This window comes from Niabella yanshanensis, from assembly GCF_034424215.1.
GTDB lineage: Bacteria > Bacteroidota > Bacteroidia > Chitinophagales > Chitinophagaceae > Niabella > Niabella yanshanensis.
Genome location: NZ_CP139960.1, coordinates 5345505 through 5370416, shown reverse-complemented (window position 1 = coordinate 5370416; position 24912 = coordinate 5345505). Strand labels below are relative to the sequence as shown.

Annotated in this window: 21 protein-coding genes; 10 read left to right on the top strand and 11 right to left on the bottom strand. The window is 45.2% G+C overall.

Going from position 1 to position 24912, the window contains the following annotated elements; genetic code table 11:
• Nucleotides 1-8 precede the first annotated feature (8 nt).
• From U0035_RS22125 to U0035_RS22090, 8 genes are all read right to left on the bottom strand, one after another.
• Nucleotides 9-2072 (bottom strand): ATP-binding protein, encoded by a 2064-nt coding sequence (locus U0035_RS22125; RefSeq protein WP_114791138.1) that lies wholly within the window; start codon nucleotides 2070-2072, stop codon nucleotides 9-11.
• Entirely contained in the window at nucleotides 2053-4773 is a 2721-nt protein-coding gene (locus U0035_RS22120; protein ID WP_114791137.1) for a CheR family methyltransferase, read from the bottom strand. Before U0035_RS22120 ends, U0035_RS22125 begins: the two co-directional genes overlap by 20 nt.
• 67 nt (nucleotides 4774-4840) lie before the next feature.
• Nucleotides 4841-5929, bottom strand: coding sequence for a chemotaxis protein CheB (locus tag U0035_RS22115; protein ID WP_114791136.1), 1089 nt, complete (start codon nucleotides 5927-5929; stop codon nucleotides 4841-4843).
• A gap of 230 nt (nucleotides 5930-6159) precedes the next feature.
• Complete coding sequence (locus tag U0035_RS22110; protein WP_114791135.1) at nucleotides 6160-7695, bottom strand: FAD-dependent oxidoreductase; 1536 nt, start codon at nucleotides 7693-7695, stop codon at nucleotides 6160-6162.
• Nucleotides 7696-7735: 40 nt separating this feature from the next.
• On the bottom strand, nucleotides 7736-8599 hold the full coding sequence (locus U0035_RS22105) for an SDR family oxidoreductase (protein ID WP_114791134.1): 864 nt from the start codon (nucleotides 8597-8599) through the stop codon (nucleotides 7736-7738).
• Nucleotides 8600-8633: 34 nt separating this feature from the next.
• A complete protein-coding gene (locus tag U0035_RS22100; RefSeq protein WP_114791133.1) occupies nucleotides 8634-10766 on the bottom strand; it encodes a catalase in 2133 nt (710 codons plus the stop codon).
• Between the two features lie 44 nt (nucleotides 10767-10810).
• Entirely contained in the window at nucleotides 10811-11365 is a 555-nt protein-coding gene (locus U0035_RS22095) for a YciE/YciF ferroxidase family protein (RefSeq protein WP_114791132.1), read from the bottom strand.
• 168 nt (nucleotides 11366-11533) lie between these two features.
• Nucleotides 11534-12703 carry a zinc-dependent alcohol dehydrogenase gene (locus tag U0035_RS22090; RefSeq protein WP_114791131.1) on the bottom strand — a complete coding sequence of 390 codons (1170 nt, stop codon included), beginning with the start codon at nucleotides 12701-12703 and terminating at the stop codon, nucleotides 11534-11536.
• Between the two features lie 126 nt (nucleotides 12704-12829).
• On the opposite strand from U0035_RS22090, the gene U0035_RS22085 reads away from it, so the two are divergent.
• Nucleotides 12830-13210, top strand: coding sequence for a hypothetical protein (locus U0035_RS22085; RefSeq protein WP_162817875.1), 381 nt, complete (start codon nucleotides 12830-12832; stop codon nucleotides 13208-13210).
• A 30-nt stretch (nucleotides 13211-13240) separates the two neighbouring features.
• Here U0035_RS22085 and U0035_RS22080 read toward each other — a convergent pair whose 3' ends face one another.
• Complete coding sequence (locus U0035_RS22080; protein ID WP_114791450.1) at nucleotides 13241-13441, bottom strand: KTSC domain-containing protein; 201 nt, start codon at nucleotides 13439-13441, stop codon at nucleotides 13241-13243.
• A gap of 133 nt (nucleotides 13442-13574) precedes the next feature.
• Here U0035_RS22080 and U0035_RS22075 point away from each other — a divergent pair, with 133 nt between their 5' ends.
• The 3 genes from U0035_RS22075 (at nucleotide 13575) to U0035_RS22065 (ending at nucleotide 15303) form a co-directional block, all read left to right on the top strand.
• Nucleotides 13575-14084, top strand: coding sequence for a CinA family protein (locus U0035_RS22075; RefSeq protein WP_114791129.1), 510 nt, complete (start codon nucleotides 13575-13577; stop codon nucleotides 14082-14084).
• Nucleotides 14085-14087: 3 nt separating this feature from the next.
• Nucleotides 14088-14753, top strand: coding sequence for a DUF6766 family protein (locus U0035_RS22070; RefSeq protein ID WP_114791128.1), 666 nt, complete (start codon nucleotides 14088-14090; stop codon nucleotides 14751-14753).
• Nucleotides 14754-14844: 91 nt separating this feature from the next.
• Nucleotides 14845-15303 (top strand): hypothetical protein, encoded by a 459-nt coding sequence (locus U0035_RS22065; protein WP_114791127.1) that lies wholly within the window; start codon nucleotides 14845-14847, stop codon nucleotides 15301-15303.
• A 538-nt stretch (nucleotides 15304-15841) separates the two neighbouring features.
• Here the strand turns inward: U0035_RS22065 and U0035_RS22060 are convergent.
• Nucleotides 15842-17494 (bottom strand): alpha-L-fucosidase, encoded by a 1653-nt coding sequence (locus tag U0035_RS22060; RefSeq protein ID WP_114791126.1) that lies wholly within the window; start codon nucleotides 17492-17494, stop codon nucleotides 15842-15844.
• A gap of 145 nt (nucleotides 17495-17639) precedes the next feature.
• Between U0035_RS22060 and U0035_RS22055 the strand changes: the two genes are divergently transcribed.
• Entirely contained in the window at nucleotides 17640-18527 is an 888-nt protein-coding gene (locus U0035_RS22055) for an AraC family transcriptional regulator (RefSeq protein ID WP_327138712.1), read from the top strand.
• Between the two features lie 273 nt (nucleotides 18528-18800).
• Nucleotides 18801-19391 carry a hypothetical protein gene (locus tag U0035_RS22050; RefSeq protein WP_114791125.1) on the top strand — a complete coding sequence of 197 codons (591 nt, stop codon included), beginning with the start codon at nucleotides 18801-18803 and terminating at the stop codon, nucleotides 19389-19391.
• A 121-nt stretch (nucleotides 19392-19512) separates the two neighbouring features.
• Here the strand turns inward: U0035_RS22050 and U0035_RS22045 are convergent, their stop codons facing one another.
• Nucleotides 19513-19977, bottom strand: coding sequence for a hypothetical protein (locus U0035_RS22045; RefSeq protein WP_114791124.1), 465 nt, complete (start codon nucleotides 19975-19977; stop codon nucleotides 19513-19515).
• 122 nt (nucleotides 19978-20099) lie between these two features.
• On the opposite strand from U0035_RS22045, the gene U0035_RS22040 reads away from it, so the two are divergent.
• From U0035_RS22040 to U0035_RS22025, 4 genes are all read left to right on the top strand, one after another.
• Nucleotides 20100-22505, top strand: a complete 2406-nt coding sequence (locus U0035_RS22040; RefSeq protein WP_114791123.1) for a PAS domain-containing protein — start codon at nucleotides 20100-20102, stop codon at nucleotides 22503-22505.
• Between the two features lie 197 nt (nucleotides 22506-22702).
• Nucleotides 22703-23251: an RNA polymerase sigma factor gene (locus U0035_RS22035; protein ID WP_114791122.1), complete on the top strand. Its 549-nt coding sequence runs from the start codon at nucleotides 22703-22705 to the stop codon at nucleotides 23249-23251.
• Complete coding sequence (locus U0035_RS22030) at nucleotides 23248-23961, top strand: anti-sigma factor (protein WP_114791121.1); 714 nt, start codon at nucleotides 23248-23250, stop codon at nucleotides 23959-23961. Before U0035_RS22035 ends, U0035_RS22030 begins: the two co-directional genes overlap by 4 nt.
• Complete coding sequence (locus tag U0035_RS22025) at nucleotides 23936-24841, top strand: DUF4097 family beta strand repeat-containing protein (protein ID WP_114791120.1); 906 nt, start codon at nucleotides 23936-23938, stop codon at nucleotides 24839-24841. The genes U0035_RS22030 and U0035_RS22025 overlap by 26 nt, the downstream gene beginning before the upstream one ends.
• Nucleotides 24842-24912 lie beyond the last annotated feature (71 nt).

The window sequence follows — 24912 nt, the reverse complement described above, 5'->3', positions numbered from 1 at the left end:
GCTCTATTTTAATTAATAGACGGGATGGTAAAATAAAAAGTTGTGCCGGTGCCAAGGATACTTGAAACCCCTATTACGCCGTTATGGCGCCTGATAATTTCACCACACAGGTATAGCCCCAACCCTATGCCCGACCTGCCCGACTCCAACAATCCCACCGAGCGATAATATTTATCAAAAATCTTTTCCTGGTCTTTTTCTGAAATACCTATTCCTTCATCGGTTACACATACCTTGATTGTGTTTTCCAAATACCCGCAATCAATTGTAATAGTACTGCCGTGAGGAGAGTATTTGACTGCGTTGGAAATGAGATTATTTAATACCTGACCCAGCGATATTTTATCGCCATAGATCCAGGCCCTTTCGCAGGGATTAAAAACAAAGCGGAAATGAGGCGCGGCCAGCTGATTTTCTTTTACTTTTTCACTGATCAATTCGTTGATATCCAGTTTTTCGAGGTTTACGGAATACTCCTGTCGCTCAAGTTTAGTAGTATCCAGGATGGTACCCACCAGGTTTACCAACCGGTCGATATGCAGGTTCATCCTGCTGATCATATCAGCCAGTTCTTCTGCATTGCCTTCTTTTGAGGTTTGCTGCACCAGCTGGCCAAAAGCCTTTACACTGGTTAAGGGCGTTTTTAATTCATGGCTGGCAATACTGATAAACTCATCTTTTTGCTGCTCTACTGCCTTTTGCCGGCTGATGTCTACCGAAACCACCAGGGCGCCTACGACTTGCTTCCGGCTATCGAAGAGGGGTGCCGCATAGTTGGTTACCCATATTACAGAATGATCCCTTCTCGTTAACCGCTTCTCAACTTCGAAAGGTTGGCCCGATTCGATCATACTGTTAAAGCCCGCAAAGGTTTTGTCCAGGTCGCTGGGATGCACAATATCCTTGACCGTAAGCCGTAGCAGCTCTTCCCTATTGTATCCTAACATTTTAGCGAAATAATCATTGGTAAAAAGGATTTGCCCCTCTATGCTGATTTTAAAAATGCCAGACACGCTCTGGTTCACGATAGCCTTATAATTCTCTTCGGATGCTTTCAGTTTATCTTCGGCTTCCAGCCGGGCCAGTTTATTCCAGGCTCGGCCCGCAAGTTCGGTAAGCAAGGAAACCTGGTCGTTGAACCAATGATAGGGATTGGTATGATAGATACAGAGGATATAACGGATCTGTTGATCTCTTACTACGGGAACGTATAGAGCCGTACGCATCAAACCCAGAGCCGGGTTCGTCGGCACCGTTGGTTCCACACCTGCCTGCTGCAATATCAACGGAATAGCCTGGGAAAGCTGTCCCAGACTCTTATGATTTACCAGAGAAGACAGCTGTAAAATTCCCGCCGGCAACGGCTGTGATACTTCTTCCCACCCTGCTATCAGTTGCAGGGTATCCTGATCTTCTTCTACCCTTAGAAAAGTACAGGCAGTTGCCCCGAGATAAGTATGTGCATTTTCACCGATCGCATCTACCATATCCTTGAGACTTGCGGCTTTTAGCAATGCCACGCTGCAATAAGCCAGAAAAGACTGGTTGATATCGTGTCGTTTTCGATCCGTAATATCGGTGAGCAGGATCATAAACCGGTCACCTTCCATTTGTGTTACAAACACATCCAGCCACTGCTCTTCGCTCATTTTGGTTTCGAAACGTGCCGGTGCACCGTTTTCCTTAACCTGCTCGCAATACCGGAACCAGGGCTGATCCTGCGCATGCAATGACGCTGCAGCTTTTACAATCCCCTGTCCTCCAACAGCAATATTCATCCAGGCCGGATTGACATGTATAGACCGCAGGTCGGTAACGCCACCGGCTTCATTACGTACCAACTCGCAGATCTGCACTCCCTGATCAATATTATCGAAGAGAAAGCGGTAACGGGCTTCAGATTGCCTAAGGGCTTGCTCCGAAAGTAGAGCATCCTCCATAAGATTCAGGGCGGCCAGCCGGGCTTCTTTAAATTCCTGATTAGCCTTCTGAAGCTCCTCGAGGCGCCAACCGTCCTTCAGGTCGCTCAATATTGCTTCATTTTTATTTCTGTCAGGTTTCTGTTGCATCATCCGCGTCGTTTTCAATGGAGAAGCGATATACTTCCGGTTCACCTAACCGCCGCTTCAAGTCATTTACTTCTTTTTTTAATTCGATCATACGGGTTTCCCTGCTGATCATTGCCTTATTGAATCTGGTAAGCTCTTCTATAGTCTCTTTTAATTTCTCCTCGGCGATTTTGCGGGTGCTGATATCAATGAAAGTCACAACAATACCATTGATCCGGTCATCTGTTGTACGGTAAGGAAATAAACGCATCAGGTATACCTGGTTATCTGCTGTAGTCACTTCCTTTTCTACCATTGTCAATTTATCCAATACAGCTTCTGCATCTTTCAGCAGGTCACCATAGGTCAACCTGCTGGTGATATCCGTAATGGGTCTCCCGTAATCACTAAGTATCAGATTAAAAATATTGCGGGCGGCCGGTGTAAATAATGCTACCCTGAAACCTCTATCCAGAAAAATCGTACCAATATCAGTAGAGTTGATCAGGTTCTGCAAATTGTTGGCGAAAAGACTGGTCTCTCCTATTTTTAGTTTCAGTTCCTCGTTTACCGTACGTAATTCTTCATTAATGGATTGCAGTTCTTCCTTGTTGGTCTCCAGCTCCTCTGCTGCTGAACGCAGTTCTTCGTTCATAGCCTGAAGTTCTTCATTGGATGCTTTTAGTTCTTCTGCCTGAAACTCGTGCTGCTCGTTGGAAAACCGCAGCTGGGTTTTCAGCCTCGCTAACTCATCTTCGAGGTGTTTAGTCACCGGCTCATCGGTGATCCTGGCAACCTCCTGCTCCTTATCGGTTGCGACGCCAAAGATGATAAGAAAGAAAGGCTGGCTGCTTTCCATATTTACCATTGGCTTCACTATAATATTGACCGTCTCCTTCCGATCTCCCAGATCTACTTCCAGCCCCCTGGCCTCAACAGCTGTTTTACGTTGTGCCGCCTGGTAAAGGGCCGATCTTAATTCAGGTCTCAGTTCCGGACGGATCAGCCTGAGCAGATTGCGGGTGATATTCCCCCCCGACATCTGGAGATACCGCCCCGCAGTTTCCGAAAGATGTACCAGGTCATATTCTTCATTGACCAGCAGGGATGGGGGTGCGTATTGTTCCAGCAGCTGCAGGTGCAGGCTGCCCATCGATAAAGGTTCTTGGGCGGCATCCATGTCCGGCTTGCCGGCCTCCAGTGTAGTGATACTGCTTAACGCTGTTTTGCCGCGGGGCTCTGCCGACGCGTAAACACGGCCTCCTGAGCGACGACTCTGAAAAATATGATGTTCACGGCTATAGATCGAGAACAGGCCTGAAACCGGATCCACCGACTCGGAAGAACCTAATAACAGGAATCCGCCGGGATTTAATGCAAAATGAAAGGTATTGATCACGCGGTCTTTAGCAATCCGGTCTAAATAGATCAATACATTGCGGCAGCTCACCAGGTCGAGGTGTGAAAAGGGAGGATCTTTCAGGAAATTATGATTGGCGAACATGATCGTCTCCCTTATTTCGCGCCTGATGCGGAACATATTCTCTTCCCTCGTGAAAAAGCGCCTTACCCGCTCGGGCAACATATTGGATAATTCATTATCGGTGTATAAACCTTCGCGGGCCGCGCTGATGGCTGCAGTGTCGATATCAGTCGCAAAAATCTGTATCTTGGGCTGGTCTTTAATATCGGCTGTTTTTTCGGCACATAAAATGGCAATAGTATAGGCTTCCTCACCTGTAGCGCAGCCAGGTACCCATATCCGCAACGGTTCTTCTTTTTTCTTCAACTTCAAAAGCATCGGCAACACCTCCTGTTCGAGGGTTTCAAATGCTTTAGCATCCCTGAAAAAGCTGGTAACCGATATGAGCAGATCATTCACAAGAGCAGTTACTTCTTCCGGGTGATCTGCTATAAAGGCGGCGTAGGCCGGCAGGTCAGGCAATTGGTGTACAGCAAGACGTCGCTCAATCCGGCGCAATAAGGTAGGTTTCTTATAGTTGGTAAAATCGTGGCCCGTATGGTGTATGATTTCGTTGAAGATTTGCTCCAGTGCCTGCTGTTGCCGCTCGGTAGCTGCTACCGGAACGGCCTGTTCCTGTACCTGTGTGTTACCTTTTTTAATGGCATGTATCCTGGCCGGTATTTCGCCGGCAGATAGTATTTCATCTACACACTCTGTGATGATAGCGTTGCGACACATCTCACTCTCTTTAGCCTCTCTTGGGTTTTGCGCAAAAATAACCCCGCCACTTTTTTTAATGCTTCGTATACCCATAGCGCCATCGGAGCCTTTACCTGAAAGGATCACCCCAATAGCATTCATTCCGAAGAAGGATCCCACCTGTTCCATCAAACGATCGATCGGGTTCAGCTCTTTTGCAGACTCGGGTGTTACTACCAGGAAGTCTTCCTCCAGCCGCCAGCCATCCAGGTGCGAAAAAATGTAAATATGATTAGGAACAAATCCGATCTTTCCTTTAGCCAATGTTACGGATAAAGAACTTGCAATTTTTATAGATTGAGCCAGGGCAGTAATTTCATCGGCGTCCAGATGCGCTACTATTAAATAACAGGCATCACCGGGTGCCGTATGCCTGAAAAAATCAAGCAGGGCGTCGGGCCCTCCTGCTGCAGCGCCCAGCACTACTGCCAAAAAGGAATCCGACCCCTTATTACTGCCCGTCTTATCACTATCTTCCTGCCTGTTGAGAGGATTTACCATGCTGCTTAATTAAATATGATTGGTTATTTATGCGCAATATAAAACCAACTGTTCAGAACCTGGTTTATTACGCCGTTTTGTTTTCCCCTACACTCAATGCTTCTGTGATACGCTCTCTGGTAAGCGCCTCCTGGGTGTTGATAATATTACGCACCTGTTGCGAACGTTCTTCCGCTTCTTTCGCTTTCCTGAAGCAGAAAGCGGCTTTTGCAGGCTCATTATCCTCTGCATAATGATCGCCCATATGATTCAGCAACAAAATACTTTCTTCCATCCCACGCATAGCGCTGTACAACTCCTGTTCGATTTGTTCTGTCAGACCCGACAATAATGTATCTGCAGAATAAGCATGACCTGTATGACAACGAAAGCGAATAACACTTCCTTCTTTAATACGGGCCAGTACGCCATGGCATTCCGGACACGAAAAGGGACTTAATTCTCCCAGGCTAAAGGCTTTCATACCAGCACCCTTTAGTTCTCCAGCAATATCCTTTTCCAAACCCAGCGGCGCCTGTTCCATTTTTGGTTTTCTCGCCGGCATTCTTTGTTGGGTAAGCTTCAATAATAAGGCAGGAAAATCTGCAGCAGGTACACAATGATCTATAGGAGCCTCCCGTAAAGCATTTTGTGGCATAGAAGGGATATCGGCATCGGCGGGATCCTGTACAATGGAGATACCACCATTATTTTTGATCGTCCAAAGACCTGCTACTCCGTCATCCAACGCCCCGGAAACAATCACACCAATGACACGGTTTCTATAAGCATAGGCAGCAGAACGAAACAAAGGATCTATCGCCGGCCGGAAGCGGTTCTCTTTAGGACCACGGGTCACCCGTACATGCCCCTGCTCCACCAACAGGTGATGATCGGGCGGCGCTACATAGATGCGTCCCGGCGCTATCGGCTCATAATCGAGCGCATGTGCTACTTTTAATGAAGTTAGGGTACTCAATAATTCGGGCAGTATGCCGCTGGCATCCGGCGACATATGCCAGGCAATGAAAACAGGGGAAATAAAATCCGCTGCGAGTCCCTTAACAAAAGCTCTTAGTGCATTAATACCACCGGCAGAACCGCCTACTACGATGATCCTTTCCTTTTCGCCGAGTACGGGCTCCAGGGCAGGCCCTGGATCTTTTCTTTTTTTCATATTGTTTATCGGTTAAAGGTTCTAAATGTCAATTTCGTTTATCAGTGTATATAAACTGGTTTCCGATAAATTCTTCAACCAGGCTCATACCTTATGTAAGTTAATAGCTTTTTGCCTTATATGCATTAAAAAAGGAGCGCCGGGCTGCTCCTTTAGATAACGGTAAATCATCGAAGGCTTAAAATGGGGGCCTGGTATTTACGCGCTGAATTTTTATGACAGGTAGGGTTTTAAACTGTTTCATCTGGCTCGGCCAGATGTACCCGGCTGAGATCTTTTACAGCCGGAGCATTCAGTACTTTCCCGTTAATATTGAACCTTGATCCATGACAGGGGCAGTCCCAGGTTTTCTCCGCGTTGTTCCAAACCACATTGCAATGAACATGCGTGCAGGTGCTGCTTACGGCATGTAATTGTCCGCCATTGTCTTTATACATTGCGTAAGCTTCGCCGTCGTATTTCACCACTTTGGCCTGGTCATTATTTAACTCAACCAGGGACCGGATCTTTTCGGTAGAAAATTTATCTTTTATAAAGCTGGATATAAAATCAGCCCCCTGCTCCACAAACTTACTAAAACCTGCTACAGGCTTGACCCTTGAGGGATCAAACAATTCTTTATAATTATGATCTCCCGTATGGATCAAAGAAGTAAGAATGGTTCCTGCAAGCGTACCGAATATCATACCGTTTCCATTATAACCTGCCGCCACATACACTTCCTTAAATCCACCCGGTAAATGACCAATATAAGGAAGCCCGTCTACCGGTTCGTAATACTGCGAAGACCAGCTATAGGCCACCGAATCGATATCATAATGCAACTGTACATGATCTTCTAATTCCCTGAAAAACTGCTCTGTATCTTCTTCGTGGCCGGTTTTATGATCCTTCCCTCCCGCTATTAGTAACTGCTCACCATTAATGGTATGGGTACGGTAATAATGATAGGGATCCTGGAGATCGTAGCCCAACGCATCGGGATAGTTACCTTCTTTCAGCCTTACTGCAACTACATAGCTACGCCAGGGTATCAACCTGAAATGAAGCAGGTTAACGCCGGGTGGCGTATGTGTTGCATAAACAGCATGCCGGCAACGGATTACCCCCTTGGTAGTATTAAGCACCAATACTTCATCTTCAGCTTCTTCAATATCCTGTACGCGTACGTCTTCGAAGATAGTTCCTCCCATTTTCACAAAAGCCTCTGCCAGGGCTCGTATATATTTTACCGGGTGAAACTGCGCCTGCCCGCCAATCCTAGCCTGCTTTACAAAAGGAATAGGAAAAGTATGCGCGTCGGACCAGCTGATATCAATCCCTGCTTCCAGCGACCCCTCGAATAGGTCGTCTAATTCCTTCGCCTGTTTTTCATCTGTAGCAAACAGGTATGCTTCTTTTTCTTCGAAATCACAATCGATCTGATACTTCTGCACATTCGCTTTTATAGTAGCTATAGCCTCCTTAGCGGCCTGCGCCAGTAACCGCGCATTATCCTTACCAAAGTCGCGGATGACTTTATCATAACTACTATCAAAAAAAGTATTCAGATGAGCGGTAGTGCCGCCGGTGGTACCATGCCCTATATTGACTGCCTCCAACACAATACAATTCTGATTCGACGCCTGCAGCTTTTCGGCACAGGTGATACCGGTAATACCGGCTCCTATAATGGCCACGTCATATACATCAGCGATAGCCGGAGGCGTATCAAATTTTTTTATTTCCTGTTGCCAGGCACTTTGTAAAGCTCCGTCCCTATTCATGATCTTCAATTTTAATTAACGATTCAAGTTATCAACCTTATCACGCATTGATGATCTCACCACCGTTTGGATGCAGTACCTGCCCGGTCATATAACTATTATCCTCAGATGCGAGGAACAGGTAACTGGGCGCTACCTCGTTGGGCTGGCCCGGGCGCTTCATGGGCGTATCACTTCCAAACTCCGACACTTTTTCTGCATCAAAAGAAGAAACGATCAGGGGTGTCCAGATAGGACCCGGCGCCACTGCGTTTACCCGGATGCCCCTTTTCACCAGGCTGCCGGCAAGACTGCGGGTAAACGCAACTATAGCCCCCTTGGTAGCTGCATAGTCCATTAACGTGGGACTTCCCCGGTAGGCTGTAACCGAAGTTGTATTGATGATGCAGGACCCCTCCTGTAGATGCTCAAGCGCATATTTGCTTACCCAGAAACAGGAGAAGAAATTGGTGGAAAATGTTTTTAATAATTGCTCCGTGGAGATGTTAGCTATATCTTCCTGCTCCCATTGCGTGGCAGCGTTATTTACCAGTATATCCAGTCCGCCCAGGCTTTCTACTGCAATCCTGACTACTTCCCTGCAACTGTCTTCCCTGCTGATATCGGCAGGTATCAATACACAATTAACACCCCAATGTTCGATCTCAGCCTTTGCCTGGTCAGCATCTTCATCTTCGTTCAGGTAACAAAGTGCTATATGCGCACCCTCGCTGGCAAATAGCTTGGCTACCGCTTTTCCAATACCACTATCACCACCGGTAATCAGCACCCGTTTAGATTGCAGTTTGCCGGAGCCTTTACTTAACGGATCAGTTTCCGGCACCGGCTTCATCTGCTCTTCTGATCCGGGCCGGGGTTGTTCCTGTGGCGGATTCACTTCTTCTTTAGGTTTTAACTTCGACATATAAAATATTGATTTATTTAAAATGATAAAAACATTAGGCTGCTACAACAGGCGTTTCTTCCCGCTCCCAAAAGCGATGCTGCGCTACTGCTTCCATAAATGCCCCGGTATTGCCGTCGGTTATGACACCTGCGCTTTGAATCGCCTCCTGGGGCAATGCAATTTGTAACAGGGAATTGCCGGTTTCAGTAGCCCCGATAGCTTTACAATGTTTGAAAGCTTCGGCCACAAAATGCAAAGCATCTTTACAATCCGCCAGCAGTGTAGTATTCGAATGATCAGCTATGAAAACTGCATCATACAAAACAGACGAAGTGATCAGGAAACTCTCATCTACCTTTACCAGTTCGCCGTCATCGCTGCTGATAAAACCCTGTTTAGGCGCAATTACCTTACAGGTAGCTCCGGCCTCTACCAGGGCGCTTTTTAACTGTACCAAAGCTTCACCGGTAACCCCGTCAGCCGCCAGTAACGCGATCCTGCGGGTCCTGATATCCCTGATAGTGTTCTGCATGCTCAGTGCTTCAGACGCCGCTACAGGCAACTCTTCTTTAAAGGAATGATGCGCTTCCGGATCCCCATCCGCAGGGATACTACCGGTAACAGGTTGCGGCAATTTCTTAGGCAGCAGTCCCAGGTTAGCGGCTACGATATGGGCCAGGTCCACATCTACTTCCAGCAGCATATCTACAATTCTTTGCCTGATACCTTCTACCATTACCTTTCCCAGCTCAAAAGAAAAAGCATTTTGAATATGGCGCTTCTCCGCCTCCGACTGGCTGTTATAAAACAAGGTAGCCTGGCTGAAATGATCGAAGAAGCTACGACTACGCGCTCTTACTTTTTTAGCATCAATGCGTTCTTCATAAGAATGAAAGCCACCTTCAGCCATCTTAGCCTGGAAGGGGCAGCCACCAGCCAAAGTGTTCGGATTATACGCCACCTTTCCTTTATTAATCTGCATCCGGTGCATGCCGTCGCGCTGGTGATTGTGCACTTCAGGAATAGAACGGTTAATAGGTATTTCATGAAAATTAGGCCCTCCTAAACGCGATAACTGTGTATCAGTATAGGAGAACAATCTTCCCTGCAATAAAGGATCGTTGGTAAAATCGATACCAGGTATAATATGCCCCGGATGAAAAGCGATCTGCTCTGTTTCTGCAAAGAAATTATCGGGGTTGCGGTTCAGGGTCATTTTACCGATCCTGCGTACCGGTACCATTTCTTCAGGAATGATCTTGGTAGGATCCAGCAAGTCAAAAGGAAAATTATGCTCCTCTTCTTCGGTTACTATCTGCACACCCAGCTCCCACTCGGGATACTGTCCCTGATCAATAGCATCCCAAAGATCCTGCTTATGGAAATCGCTGTTCTTACCGGAAATACGTTGTGCTTCGTCCCATGCCACAGAATGTACGCCCAGCAGGGGTTTCCAATGAAACTTTACAAAGCTGGCCTTATTTTCAGCATTAATAAAACGGAAGGTATGTACGCCAAAACCTTCCATCATCCTGAGACTGCGCGGAATAGCCCTGTCGCTCATCAACCATTGTATCATGTGCATACTTTCAGGCATTTGTCCTATAAAATCCCAGAAAGTATCATGTGCTGATGCCGCCTGTGGGATTTCGTTATGAGGTTCGGGTTTAACAGCATGTACCAGGTCAGGAAACTTCAACGCGTCCTGTATAAAAAAAACAGGCATATTGTTACCTACCAGGTCGTAATTCCCTTCCTGCGTATAAAACTTAACAGCAAAACCCCTCACATCCCTGGGCAGATCCGTTGAGCCCCTGGAACCGGCTACAGTAGAGAATCTTACAAATACCGGAGTCTTTGCCGACGTATCAGTAAATAACTTAGCTTTTGTATAGGGCTCGAGCGATTCATACAATTCAAAAAAGCCATGTGCCCCTGACCCTCTTGCATGTACAATTCGTTCAGGAATACGCTCATGATCGAAATGCGTGATCTTTTCACGCAGGATAAAATCTTCAAGCAAGGTAGCGCCCCTTTCGCCAGATTTTAAAGAATTTTGATCATCATTGATCTTTAACCCCTGGTTGGTATTCAGGTATTCACCCTGGTGATTACTGGTATACGCTTTTAATTGTTCGGCTTTGGGATCATTACCATTATGATAGCTTTTATTATTGTCTTCCATGTATACTGTGTTTGATTTTTTATTGATTAAAAAAATGACGAAGTTTATACCTGCCCGGCCGCTGAAGCATTGAGATGCGTATCTGCTATCCCTGATAAGATCTGATCAGACTTCTTTTCCTCCGTTAATGTTTTCAGCAGCAGATCCAGCACCTGCTTTTCATTCAGCACTTTCGCGTAAGCCGCCAGGGTTCCGTAGGAAGCTATTTCATAATGCTCTACCAACTGGCAGGCGCCGATGATTGCTGCATCACGCACCGGTCCTTGTTCAGCCCGGCTGATGGTTACCGCACCTTCTTTTAAAATACCCTGTAACCCTTCGCACTTAACTGCACCTGCCTTTTCGTTTAATGCATTAAATACTTCTTCCAGCCGGGTAACATGCATTTGTGTTTGAGCAATATGCTCGGTTATAGCGGCTTGTAACTCCTGTGAGTTGCTTTGCTCTTTCAGTTGGGGTAATGTTTTTACGAGCTCCGATTCAGCCCAATAAATAGTTTGAAGCCGCTGCTTCAACAAATCTGTAAGGCCTGCTGCTGCAGACAGGCCCGCTGAAGCAGACCGGGTTGTTTTTTTTGTAGTACCAGATGTTTTTGCCATAATAAAATGTATCAATAGGGTTTAAGTATGCATAAGAGATAACAAGAATAAAGCCATGGCTATTTCATAAACTTAGCGTAGCGCATTCTACCTCCTTACACAGAGTTGACTCGATAATTCCACAACCAATAACTGTAAGCGAGTAAATAATTCCACAAAGATTGACTTTTATTTCCAGGGGTCTAGTACCACCTTCACACAATCATCTTCTTTTTTATTGAAAATTTCGTAGCCATGTGCAATCTGGGAAAGCGGTAGCCGATGGGTGATAATATCGTCTAATTTCACCTTACCTTCAGCTACATACCCCATCAGCATGTCAATGTATTTATGGGCTGGTGCCTGTCCGCCTCTTAGAATAATACCTTTATCGAAAAACTGTCCGATAGGAAAGTTATCATAAGTGGTGGGATATACACCCAATACCGACACATACCCGCTTCTTCTCACAGCACTCATGCAGGCTTCCAGCACTTTAACTGATCCGGCTTCGAAATTGATAACAGCTTTTGCCTTCTCCAGTATATTTCTCGAAGGCTCAAAACCTACCGCCTCAATACATACATCCGCGCCCCTGCCTTCAGTCAGATCCCGGATCTCTGCTACTACGTCTTTAGCGCCATCTTCCCATAATATAGTATGGCAACCGGTGAGCTGAGCCGCTTTGTCGAGCCTGTACTGTAAGGTATCTACAATAATTACCTTACCGGCATCGCGCAGTATAGCGCTCTTAGCCGCCATGATGCCTACCGGGCCGGCGCCAAAGATCGCTACTGTTTGACCGGGTTTTAACTCACCCCAATCCACACCGGTATAACCGGTAGGAAAGATATCGGTCAGAAACAATACCTGTTCATCAGTGAGATTTTCCGGTACAATTCGTGGACCATAATCCGCATAAGGTACCCGTACGTACTGGGCCTGACCTCCGTCATATCCGCCATACAAATCACTGTAGCCAAACAGTCCGCCGCCCTTTTCTGTCACCAACCCTCCTTCGGGACCATAATGTTCGGGATTACTGTTTTCACAATTACCCGGCACATCGTGCTGGCAAAAAAAGCAGTGACCACAGGCTACAGGGAAAGGCACTACTACCCTGTCTCCGCGCTTCAGGTTATTTACTCCTTTGCCTACTTCCTCTACGATGCCCATAAATTCATGGCCCATTACCATAGGACGCACCTGCGGTATACCGCCGCTATATAAATGCAGGTCGGATCCACAGATTGCCGTAGCGGTTACTTTCAAAATAATATCCCGGCCGTCCTGTATCGTGGGATCATCAACCGTGTCATAAGATATATTGCGGGGACCTTTGATCAGTGCTGCTTTCATGTAAGTATATTTAGAAGGTTAAAAAAGGTACTAACCAAATTCTTTGCCACATACCATTACAACCGATCCTGTTCTGCCGATCCGGAACGCTAATTGTATTCCTGTTAACAAACGAACATTCAATAAATGAAAAGAAGTCGCTTTATGTTATATCTGTTGTGGGCACAGGCTATTTATTATATGCTTACCGCTATCTGGTCGCTGGTACACATTAACAGCTTTATGCTGGTTACCGGCCCCAAGCAGGACCTATGGCTGGTAAAAACAGTAAGTGTTCTCATACTGTGTGTAGCGCTCGCCCTGCTTTACGGCGCCTGCTATAATACAGATTACAGGCTGATCCGTTTAATTGCAGTATCAGCGGCCTTAGGATTGGCAGTAATAGACATCTGGTACTACCTGCAAGGTGTGATAAAATGGGTATACCTGCTGGATGCCTTTGCTGAACTGGTATTCATTGCATGCTGGAGTACGCTTAAGATCTCCCGCAGTCAGCTGTTCCGGTAATAATATCCATTCGCAATAGTGAGCCTTATGTTAATCATTAACACGTTCGAAAGAATATTGATTCTTTATAAACCGGTTAAAATAAATGCCTTTACTCCCCGAACGTTTGAAGGATTCGAATATAGACGCCGGTACTCCTTTATACAGGTATACCATCCCGGATACAAACACGATGCGTAGTACCTGTTCTTCTTTATTATAACTATAACCGGCAATAACGGACGATGGCATTGGCTCAATTAATGATTGTTTACGGACAACATTACTGCAGTTATACCGCCAAAATCTATGCCCGACATCTTTAAAAATTTGCATCATTTCTTTAACATAGTCCAATTGGTATTAAAATTGTCTTCCCTTTTTTATGAACAGCGACCTTATTTCGAAACAACTCAGCGATCAACTGGAACTCATCAAAAACTTCTGTATTCAGAATGGAGAAACCATAGCAGCGGCAGAAAGTGTCACCTCGGGTGTTATACAGTTTATGTTGAGCACAGCACAGGAGGCTCAGCAAATCTACCAGGGTGGCATTACTGTTTATAATTCTGCGCAGAAAGCCATCCACTTAAATGCCGATCCCGTATATGCGGAAAAAGTAAAAGGAGTAAGCAGCGAGCTCAGCACACAGCTCGCCCGGTCCGCCTGTACCCTTTTCCGGTCACAGATCGGTATCGGCATCACCGGCTTTGCCACCCCGGTTCCGGAAGAAGGTATTAACGAGGTATTCGCTTATGTAAGTATCACCCGGAATGGCGAATTACTGGTGAATGAAAAACTGGTACCTGAAACTAAAGGCCCCGCTGCGCAATGGGAGTTTGCCGAAACCACCATTCAAAGGCTGGCCACTATTTTGTCCAATACGAAACATTAAAATATGGCATCAAAACAGTCCTTTTTAAAAAGAAACGGGTTAAGCATCGCCTTACTCTTGCTGATGCTGTTTTCGCTGGCCGGGCAATTTTTAACCGGCTGGTCAGACAAAAACAATGAACTGATCTTAAATGATGAACCACAACTGAACGCCTGGGCTTATTTACAGAGCGGTCATTTTATACAGGCTACCTTTGAAAACTGGGAAAGCGAGTTTTTACAAATGGCCTTATACGTGCTGCTTACCGTAAAATTATTCCAGGTAGGCTCGTCCGAATCAAAAGACCCCGATAAAGAAGAAGAAGTAGACCGCGAACCAAAAGCGAAACCAGGGGCTCCGTCACCCGTAAAAAAAGGGGGCGTGTGGCTATGGCTGTATAGCCGCTCATTAAGCATCTCATTTACCGTTTTATTCCTAGCATCCTTTGCGCTCCATTTTTATGGTAGCTTGAAAAATCATAATGAAGAACAGCTGGAAGAGGGTCTGCCCCCCGCATCGTGGGCTAAGTATATCGGGGACAGCGGCTTTTGGTTTGAATCTTTTCAGAACTGGCAAAGCGAATTTTTAAGCGTTGCCTCCATAGTTATTTTATCCATCTGGCTCCGCCAGAAAGGTTCGCCGGAGTCCAAACCCGTCGATGCGCCCCACTCGGAAACAGGTGGTGGATAAGTTTAAGTTTTAATTAATGTGCCAATGTTAAAACGGCAGCATTTTTGACTTCGCAATAACCAATTAAAAAGGACTCGAAAAAATCATCGTTATGACTACAAAAACAAGTAACCTGCAGGAAGATACTTCGTCCGAAAAAATGGCCACATTGTCCGACCTGGTCAATAAAGCGGTAAAAAAAGGTTATGCCGCCAACTTCAATGTAAAACCTAATGGTATGCTGTGGGACAGCAAAGACCAGTACTATGACCCTTTAGAAGTAAGTATAGATGACTTTTACCGGTTTGAAGGAGAAAGCGATCCTGCAGATAGTGCTATACTGTATCTGATCAGTACAGCAGATGGTAACAGAGGCACTCTCATCGATGCCTATGGCGCTTATGACGATGCCAATGCCTCCGAATTTATCAGGCAGGTAACCGACATTCACAAGCAAAAACAGCGAATGCAAATAAGCCAGAGAGATCGTAAACGATATTGGGCGGCAGCAGCTTTATTAACTATTAGCGGATTACTATTTATAGCGATGGGTAAATGCAAGAGATGTTAAAACAATGCCAACTTCCCGCACTTTAAGAAAAAAAGATACCCTTTTTAACAAATGGCATAGTTCTTGAACATTGGTTAGAAATAAATTTTTACAATATTTAGTTTAAATAAAGATTTTCTCATAAGCAGTTAGTTTTGGTTGCGACCCCTGTTTCCACAGGGGTCTATCTTTTTATAATTGTAAGGTACCTGACCTGCAAATGCCTGAGTTTCCTGGAAAAGTCAGTGAGTTGTTGTGAATATATATTACCCTTTATTTTGCCAGGTGGCCCATGAGCAGGTAGCCAGCACTACCTTTCATACCTATAAAGTAATCATTTATGGCCATTAGAAGGTTATGCTTCAAACGGTTGAATGATTTGACCGAAGGCAGCTAAAGCTATCTGCATGATAAAACAACGAAGACCCCATTACTCTAATATACAAAAAAATCACCTGGAAACAACAATCAGCAGGCCGCAGCGTCTTATAATTTTATTGATAACGCGGCACAACTACCAGCCAGGTGTCTGATAGTTACAGTTACTTTCAGAAAGCTATCACACTACCTTCAACACAAATGCATAAGGCAGCGCAGGGGCTTCACCTGGTAACTGCACCTGTAAGCCCTCCTCATCAACGGAAAATTTCAATGCCGCTCCCCTGCTGCCCACCAGCGTTATTTGGGATAGTTCTTTCTTTAAATATTCACTTCCCTTTTTCAGGCTTTTGATGCTTAGGTTATTGGTCTCCGGCCATCCCATTACAATGGCATACAAGTCGTCGCCTTTTGCGGTAAAACGAATATCGGCAGCAGTAAAAGGCTTGCCCTTACCCTCGTTAAATCCTTGCCCCGAAAGGGGTATAGCCTCCTGCATAGCAGGACCTTCCCCATAGATCCGCCAGGGCCGGGTATCATAAATAGCTTCGCCATACATACTCATCCATTGCCCAATTTCTTCCACCACGCCCCGCTCTATATCGTCGATGGAGCCATTGCCTCTTACCGGCACGCTTAGTAATAAATTGCCGTTTTTACTAACCACATCGGCGAGGGTATGGATGACTGTTTTTGCAGTTTTATACTTCTTCTTCTCGTACATGTCCCGGTTATAATGCCAGCTACCGATACAGGTACAGGTTTGCCAGGGCAGCCCCTCAATGGCATTACTCTGCCCTCTTTCTATATCCCATACCAGGCATTTTCGCTGCAGCTCATCGAGTATTTTACCAAAGATCACAGCTTCAACAGTACCATTTTTTTGTATGCTCTTATTGTAAAAATGGGCAGCTATCTTTAACCCCACGTCGCTGGCGGGCCACAGCGGCAGTGCGGTATCGTCGAAGTAAACAAGATCGGGATCGTAGCTATTAATAAGGTCAATGGTGCGATTAAAAAATTGATCACAATATTTTTTAGAGGGTGGTGTAACGCCGTTGCCCCAGTTCCATTGCTGGTGTATCGTACGCTCGTCATCGCTGTTGGCGCTTAAAGGGTGCTGCTGCGCATAAAGCTCCTGCGGATCGAGCCCCTCCCACCATTTGCCTTTGCCATCTTTTTGGGTTAATGTACCATCATACGGGACACCTGCGTAAGGCCCGGCTTTATCAGCCTGCTGAGACGGCTCGTACCAACTCCATGCATGGGCGGCATGCACGCTTACCCCAAAATACAATCCCTGCCTGCGGGCAGCTTTTTCCCAGCCTGCAATCAGATCTTTTTTAGGCCCTAGCCGGGTGGAATTCCAGTTAGGCTGATACCGGCTTTTGTAGAGGTCGAAATTATCGTGATGATTGGCCAGGGCCATAAAATATTGAGCACCGGCCTTTTTATATAAAGCAAGCAGTTCTTCAGGATCCCACTGGTCTGCCTTCCAGATATTGATAATATCCTTAAACCCGAATTGAGAAGGATGCCCGTATTTTTTCAGATGTGTGTTATACCGGGCGCTGCCTTCCACGTACATTCCCCGCGCATACCAGTCACCCGACTCTGGTTCACACTGTGGACCCCAATGGGCCCAGATGCCAAATTTGGCATTTTGAAACCAGGCAGGCACTTTATAAGCGGACAATGAATCCCAGCCCGGCTGAAATGGCCCTTTGGCTATTTTCTCATTAAAGTTCAGCAGGGAACCGGCTTTTACAGGGTCGGCCAGTAACAGGGCCGGGCTGGCCATGGCCAATCCTTTTATAAGGTCTCTTCTTTTCATATAAATAATCGTTAGGTCTTATTAGTTATGAACCGTTATAACAAAAATACAGTAACAGTTAAGGTTTCTAATCCTATAAAACAGACCTTTTATACAACAAATCCGACATGCGGGGTTTGAAAATAAATTCTAATAGCTAATTTCAATGCCTGGTAAAGCCATGATCAAAAAAGTTTTAAAATATAGTTTTTCGCTGCTGCATGTTGATCATGTTCGGTTAAATACTCAATGGAATTATAAAAATGTGATCAGCCCATATTACCGTATCTATTATATAGATGAGGGCGTAGGGTTGATCCAGACCCATCATGGTGCAGTTGAACTGCTACCGGGACATTTGTATATGATCCCCAGCTATACACTTTGTAACCTGGAGTGCAAGGATCAGCTGAGCCAGTACTTTATCCAGTTTTTTGAAGATTCGGCCGATGGCATCTCGCTTTTTTCGGGCAAAAGGGCCGTTATACAACGCAAGGCAGAACCCGTGGATATTTTAAATATTCAAAGACTTTTGGAGATCAACCCCGGACGGGGCATTAACCGGTCAGATAATCCGAGGGTATATGAAAAAAGCCTGTATTACCGGGAGTACCAGCAGCTAAATAATCACCAACTGCCGAACCGCTATCTCGAAACACAGGGCATTCTTTTGCAACTGGTTGCCCGGTTCCTGGAGGCATCTAACCCTCAAAAGAACCCACTCCCCTTACCTTCTGTTATTATGGATACTGTAAGCTATATTCAGCTACACCTGCAAAACCCGCTAGGCTTACAGCTCCTGGCCGGAAGGGTTAACCTCCACCCTGATTATTTCTCCCGGTTATTTAAGGAATATATGGGCGAGCGACCAATACCCTTTATCCAGGAAAAACGGATCGAAAGAGCGCAATACCTGATCATTACGGATGATATGCCCCTGGAGGCTATTGCCCGGCAAACCGGCTTCGACAATCTATCGTATTTTATCAAGATCTTTAAAAGGATCACCAATCTTACACCCGGGCAATATAGAACACAACATAAAATAGGATAGCGCTCCTGTATTACTGGTCAACAATTAAGGGTACAGTAGCCCCAGACACTCTCCTTAGTTTATTCCTGATTTTTTTGGGTACTGGTATTATCTTCATCATTTAAGGTAATAGCGCCGGCAGTTTCCGTCAGCACAACGCTTTAACATCAATAAACATTATCGATTTTAAATACCTTCGTTCCTATTAACTAACCCAAGCACGGGATTAAGAACCCTATATCCAATGAAACAAATCAGAACGATACTCATACCCTTTTTATTAACCCTTTTTAGTTGCGGGATCAAAAGGAAAACACCACTTTACAAAAAACCCCAAATAAAGCAGCTGTTGTATCGGCAACCGAACCGCCGGTTGCGGCTCCTGAAAACAAAAATGAAGAAGCGGTACCTTTAGTTGGTAACGATTACCTGGACAGCAGTTTTATCGGGAAGACCACGACAGAAATCGCCGCTTACCATCTCCACACCTGCATGGGTGGCATGATAGTCACTGGCGATAAAAAAGAAAAATATGCAGTTGCCGCTTATACCTCAACGATTAAACAATGTCAAAAGGGTAAAAATAAAATAGTGCTGGAGAAATTGATCAATCATGATGCGCAGGGGAAAGCTCATTTTGAGATTAAAGATGAATTGAACCTCACCAGCAATTATCCTAAAAAATGCTATTCGACCGTTATGCTGCAATTGCCGCAGGACGGGGAGGAAAGAAGTTATTTAATAGCATACGAAGACAACAATGAGCCCGTGCTGAAAAATGTGCATCAGATTTGGGAGATCAATGCAGCCACCGGGAAGTTTATTAAAATGAAAGTTCCTGAAAATTTTAGTTGCAATAATCCGGGGTATGCAGACGGCCTATAAATTCAGGTTAGCTTATAAAGCATTAACCAGGGATCCCGTCGGGTCTCCGATATCCAGATAACACAACAATAATCATAATGTATAGAACCGCCGGGCAGCTTGAGCGATGAGCCCCGGGTGGCTATTTCCCGCGACTGATGAGCTTAAATGAAAGGGCGCTTGTTATCAGCAACAAACCGGCCGCTGCCCATACCAGCCTTTTTGCGGGCCATGACTTTTGTTGCCGGGCTGAAACGGGTTGCTGTAACCGGCTTATATTACGGATAAAACTGTCTATTCTTCTATCTCCGTAAATACCATCGGCATCTACCAAAATTCCCTTATCCCCCTCCTCGTTACGAAGCAGGTAAATGGTAGTTAACCGTATACCCGGAGTATCTTCCCTGGCCTCATTAACCACACGGCTGTAGGCAATGGTCATTTGTTCAGGATCGTAATAAATACCATTTTGATCCCAAAGACTACCATCTTCTTTCAGGCGAAAGATAAGGTCAAACCCTTTTTCAACCGCCTCGTTAATAACAACGGTAATGGGCGTTACCGATTCTTCGATCGTATTCACTCCCCCTGCGTTTATTGTTTCCATAATATTTTTAAAAATGGAAGACAAAAACGCTGCCGTTTTTTAGCATAAGTATTGCTATGCTTTTATAGAACCCATATCACTATCTAATAAAATTTAAAAATTTAATTATCTTTTCGGGCCTTATGCAGTTAATTAAAGAAGCCGATTTGCTCACCCTGGTACAAAATGCCCCTATCGGCATCTGCATCCTTGATGCGGAAACCCTGGTAGCAGAATTGCTTAACGACAAATACCTCGAAGTAGCGGGCAAACCCCGGGAGCAGATCATCGGGCATAGGTACTGGGATGCTTTTCCTGAATTCAGGGATCCGTACCAACCCATTCTCGACAAGGTGGTACAGACCGGCATCGCTTATCACGCTGATGAAGTATCTATGATGCTGTTGCGCCAGGGCCGGCCCGAACCGGTTTTTGTCACATTTGTTTATGCACCGGTAATTACGTCAACCGGGCAGGTGAGTAAGGTTGCGGTATGGGTTTTAGAAAATACCAGCCAGGTTCGTCAGCGGGAAAAAGTACTCACGGCAAAACTAGCCGTACAAAGGGAAAGAGACCGGTTACAGGAATTTTTAATGCAGGCGCCTGCAGGCATCTGCATTCTGCAGGGAGAAAGCTTCATTTACGAACTGGTAAATCCTCTTTATCAACAGTTATTTCCCGGTAGGGAACTGTTGGGCAAACCCCTTTTAGAGGCGCTGCCGGAAATTAAAGACACCCCCATTATTGGCATTTTACAGGAGGTTTTCACAACCGGTAAGCCATTTGAAGCTAGTGAGTTGCTGGTACCCCTGGCACGTACACCCGATGGACCTATAGAAGACCGTTACTTTAATTTTATTTACAGGGCCCGGCAGGATGAAAATGGTTACCCCGACGGCATTTTGGTTTTTGTAATTGAGGTAACCAGCATGATGCTGATTCAGCAGCAATTGCGGGACGCCCGCGAAAAGGCCGATCAACAGAAAAGAGTATACGAGACCATTACTTCAGCCACACCCGATCTGATGTATGTATGGGACCTGGACTACCGATTTACCTATGCCAATAGTGCCCTGCTTACCATGTGGGGCAAAACCTGGGATACCGCCATAGGTAAGGGTTTAAGAGAAAATGGCTACGAAGAATGGCATGCCCTGATGCACGAGCGTGAAATTGACCAGGTGCGTGCCACCAAACAACCGGTCCGGGGGGAAGTATCGTTTCCGCACGCAGTATTGGGCCGGCGCATGTATGATTATATACTGATACCGGTACTCAACGAGGCCGGCGAAGTAGAAGCCGTAGCCGGTACTACCCGGGATGTTACCGAACGTAAACAAATGGAACAAGCCCTGGCTAAAAGCAGGGACGAGTTACAAGAAATCAATGAAGAGCTGGCGGCTACAAACGAAGAACAGGCGGCATCCAATGAAGAATTAATTACTATTAATGAAGAACTGGCTCTTGTTAATAACCGGTTAGCAGCCGCGCAAATGAAGATTGAGGAAAACCAGATCGCGTTGAGGCTGGCTATAGAAGCAGCCAATATCGGCACCTGGTATGTGCATTCGGTTACCCGTGAAATGATCGCAGATGCCCGGTTAAAGGAACTGTTTGGTTACAACTCGGATGAACCGCTGAGCGTAGAGCAGGCATTGGCCCAGGTTACCGATGAATACCGCGAGCTGGTAGCTGCCAAGTTAGAAAATGCTATCAATCATGGTGAAGATTTCGATGTAATCTATCCTGTAATTGGCCTGAACGACCAGCGGATGCGCTGGCTGCGGGCAATTGGCAACCTGGCCCCCGACCCCTCAGGAACATTTTCTGCATTCACTGGTGTTATTATGGACGTAACCGAGCAGAAGGCCGATGAACAGCGAAAGAATGATTTTATTGGTATGGCAAGCCACGAGTTAAAAACACCGCTTACTTCGCTTACAGCCATTATTCAGGTGGCTCACGCCAAATTAAAGAACAGCGAAGATCCTTTTATGGCCACGGCCATGCATAAAGCCAATGTGCAGGTAAAACGTATGGCGGCAATGATCAACGGATTTCTGAACCTGTCCAGGCTGGAATCGGCCAGGTTAATAATTGAAAAGAGTAGTTTTGATCTGAGCATGATTATAGCTGATGTTGTTAAAGAGACAGAATTAACAGCGCCTGCCCATCGGATCAGCCTGATGAATCATGAAAAAATGATCATCAATGCCGATCATGACAAGATCACTTCGGTGATCAGCAACCTGCTCAGCAATGCAGTTAAATATTCACCCAGGGGTAGCGAAATACAGGTCGGCTATGTATTAAAAAGCAGAAAAGTTCAGGTGAGTGTAAGCGACCAGGGCATGGGCCTGACAGAAGCAGATCAACTGAAAGTGTTTGACCGGTACTACAGGGCCGAAAACACACAGATGCATTTTACATCGGGTTTTGGAATAGGTCTTTATTTAAGTGCTGAAATTATCACCCGGCACAATGGCGCCATTTGGGTAGAAAGCGAATTAGGAAAGGGTTCTACCTTTTATTTCACATTACCGGTTTAATAAACCTGCTATGGTGCTTTTAAAAGGAAACGTGTCAGAAATTCAAGCCAATACCGGTATTACTGCTCACCTGCAACTCAATTTAAATTGATTTTCAGATATTTATAAACATATTTTCATGTCAATTATTTTTTTTTGACAAAGTGTAACATTCTTCTCTTTTTTGCTATTATTATATAAAAGACGCAGATACTAACTTGAACCTCACGGTAGAAATAGCATTAGACGAACAGGTAGAACTTTGCCGCGAGGGCAATAAACAGGCCTTTTATGACGTGTATCACCGGTACGTGAAGGCTATGCTGAATAGTAGCATGCGGGTGTTGAATAACCTGGCAGATGCAGAAGATACGGTACAGGAAGCTTTTATAGATGCTTTTAACAGCCTGGATAAGTTCACTTATAAAAGCTCGTTTGAGGCATGGCTACGCAGGATTGTTATTAATAAATCTATTAGCCTGCTGCGCAAAAAGAAGATTCAATGGGTGGACACGGAGATAGGCAATATCAATGCCGGTGATGATGCAGAGCTCGATGAAGATGATTTTTCAGCAGATATTGACAGAATCAGAAGAGCTATTGCAAAGCTCCCCGAAAATTACCGCGTGATCTTTAACTTATTTGTTATTGACGGCCTGAAACAGGAAGAAATTGCCGCGCTTCTCAATATATCTCATAATAATGTAAGAACGATTTACCACCGTGCAAGAAAAAAGGTAATCGATACAGTAAACGCAATAGCATGAGTAAGAAACTGGAAGATTATATCAGGAATAATAAAGACGCGTTTGATGAATATACCCCGTCCGACGCTTTATGGCAGCGCATAGAAGGCAGGCTGGATATAGTAAAGGATGTGCCGGCCAAGGGCAGGGTGTTCGTTTTAAAAAGCTGGATGAAGGCAGCTGCGGTTGTAGCCTTATTAGTAACAACGGCTGTGGTTTTTTATAACCTGAACCGTAACGTAGGGCAGTCGCCTGATATAGTAGCGAAAACCGGGAATGAAAATGATAGTACTCCGGTTATGGTTAATAAAAGTCCAAAAGATATTGTTGAAGACCAACCCGTGATAGAAAATGATAGTCCTCAGGGTGGTCAACTGGCGGGGAATGATCCCAAAAAGGAAAAAAGCGGGGGCCCTCAAAGAAGTATGGAGGAAGAGGAATTATATCACTACGTAAAGCTGATTGAAATAAAGCAGGGACAGATGAAGGAACTGAAGAAGACGGAGCCTGAACTTTACAAAGAATTCTCCAAAGACGCCGAAATGCTGGAAACTTCGTACGATGCGTTAAAAGCGCAGTTATCGAAGGGAGTGAACAGCGAAAAATTACTGGAAGCCATGATTGGCAACTTAAAGATGCAAGCAGATCTGCTCAATAAACAACTCGGGATTTTAAAACAAGTACACAAAAAAAAGAAATTGAACGATGAGAAGGACTATAAAAATCTGTAGCCTGTTGTTTCTGCTGATTGCACTGACAACCTCCGCTGCACGCGCGGACAGCTTCAACGAAAAAAGGAAAACTTATAGCAAGAGCTATTCTTTGTCTAACAACCAAAGAGTTAAAATAGCCAACAAGTTTGGAAAGGTTGAAGTAAAGGCCTGGGATAGAAATGAAGTTAAGGTAGATGTAACGATCATTGCATTCTCCGAAAATGAACGCATAGCCCAGGGAATTCTTGATAACATCACCATAGAGAGCCGCGATGGCAACCCGGTTACTTTTAATACCAAGTTTCAGGGAAATACCAGTACCAAAGGGCAAAAATCGAAAATGGAAATTAATTACATCGTGTATATGCCCGCCAGTAATCCCCTGGATATTAAAAACGAATTCGGGAGCAGTAGTATACCCGATTGGGAGGGCGAAGTCAACATCAAACAATCCTTCGGGCCCATAACAACGGGAAAGCTTCAAAAGGCCAAAGATGTGAACGTAGAATTTGGCTCACTGATATCCAGCGCCATTAACGACGGCCGCATCAGGATTTCGTATTCGGATATGAAAATCGATAACCTTTCAGGAATTATATCCAGCACTATCGACTTCTGCAAAGGAACTAAAGTTGGACTGAACGACAACCTGGAGAAGCTGGACATGAAAGTTTCCTACTCTGACGTATCTATCAACGTATCATCCAAACTAAATACAACACTTAATATTAAAACCAGCTTTGGAAACCTGAAAAACAATAGTAAAGTGGAGGTTGTAAACAAGACGAAAGTAAACAAATACGGACCTACATTTGACAAAACCTATTCAGGTACGCAGGGCTCAGGTAAAGCTTCGGTTACCATCAGCAGCAGCTTTGGAGACATTACATTGAAGTAATCCTTACAGTCAAGACTCATTATCGGTCACTCCGTTCGTAATACATACAAGAAAATGCCTCCATTACCGGA

Bases quoted from the DNA above. Each gene is read 5' to 3' on its own strand.
- U0035_RS22125 (WP_114791138.1), bottom strand. From the start codon at position 2,072: ATGATGCAACAGAAACCTGACAGAAATAAAAATGAAGCAATATTGAGC.
- U0035_RS22120 (WP_114791137.1), bottom strand. From the start codon at position 4,773: ATGGTAAATCCTCTCAACAGGCAGGAAGATAGTGATAAGACGGGCAGT.
- U0035_RS22115 (WP_114791136.1), bottom strand. From the start codon at position 5,929: ATGAAAAAAAGAAAAGATCCAGGGCCTGCCCTGGAGCCCGTACTCGGC.
- U0035_RS22110 (WP_114791135.1), bottom strand. From the start codon at position 7,695: ATGAATAGGGACGGAGCTTTACAAAGTGCCTGGCAACAGGAAATAAAA.
- U0035_RS22105 (WP_114791134.1), bottom strand. From the start codon at position 8,599: ATGTCGAAGTTAAAACCTAAAGAAGAAGTGAATCCGCCACAGGAACAA.
- U0035_RS22100 (WP_114791133.1), bottom strand. From the start codon at position 10,766: ATGGAAGACAATAATAAAAGCTATCATAATGGTAATGATCCCAAAGCC.
- U0035_RS22095 (WP_114791132.1), bottom strand. From the start codon at position 11,365: ATGGCAAAAACATCTGGTACTACAAAAAAAACAACCCGGTCTGCTTCA.
- U0035_RS22090 (WP_114791131.1), bottom strand. From the start codon at position 12,703: ATGAAAGCAGCACTGATCAAAGGTCCCCGCAATATATCTTATGACACG.
- U0035_RS22085 (WP_162817875.1), top strand. From the start codon at position 12,830: ATGAAAAGAAGTCGCTTTATGTTATATCTGTTGTGGGCACAGGCTATT.
- U0035_RS22080 (WP_114791450.1), bottom strand. From the start codon at position 13,441: ATGCCATCGTCCGTTATTGCCGGTTATAGTTATAATAAAGAAGAACAG.
- U0035_RS22075 (WP_114791129.1), top strand. From the start codon at position 13,575: ATGAACAGCGACCTTATTTCGAAACAACTCAGCGATCAACTGGAACTC.
- U0035_RS22070 (WP_114791128.1), top strand. From the start codon at position 14,088: ATGGCATCAAAACAGTCCTTTTTAAAAAGAAACGGGTTAAGCATCGCC.
- U0035_RS22065 (WP_114791127.1), top strand. From the start codon at position 14,845: ATGACTACAAAAACAAGTAACCTGCAGGAAGATACTTCGTCCGAAAAA.
- U0035_RS22060 (WP_114791126.1), bottom strand. From the start codon at position 17,494: ATGAAAAGAAGAGACCTTATAAAAGGATTGGCCATGGCCAGCCCGGCC.
- U0035_RS22055 (WP_327138712.1), top strand. From the start codon at position 17,640: ATGCCTGGTAAAGCCATGATCAAAAAAGTTTTAAAATATAGTTTTTCG.
- U0035_RS22045 (WP_114791124.1), bottom strand. From the start codon at position 19,977: ATGGAAACAATAAACGCAGGGGGAGTGAATACGATCGAAGAATCGGTA.
- U0035_RS22040 (WP_114791123.1), top strand. From the start codon at position 20,100: ATGCAGTTAATTAAAGAAGCCGATTTGCTCACCCTGGTACAAAATGCC.
- U0035_RS22030 (WP_114791121.1), top strand. From the start codon at position 23,248: ATGAGTAAGAAACTGGAAGATTATATCAGGAATAATAAAGACGCGTTT.
- U0035_RS22025 (WP_114791120.1), top strand. From the start codon at position 23,936: ATGAGAAGGACTATAAAAATCTGTAGCCTGTTGTTTCTGCTGATTGCA.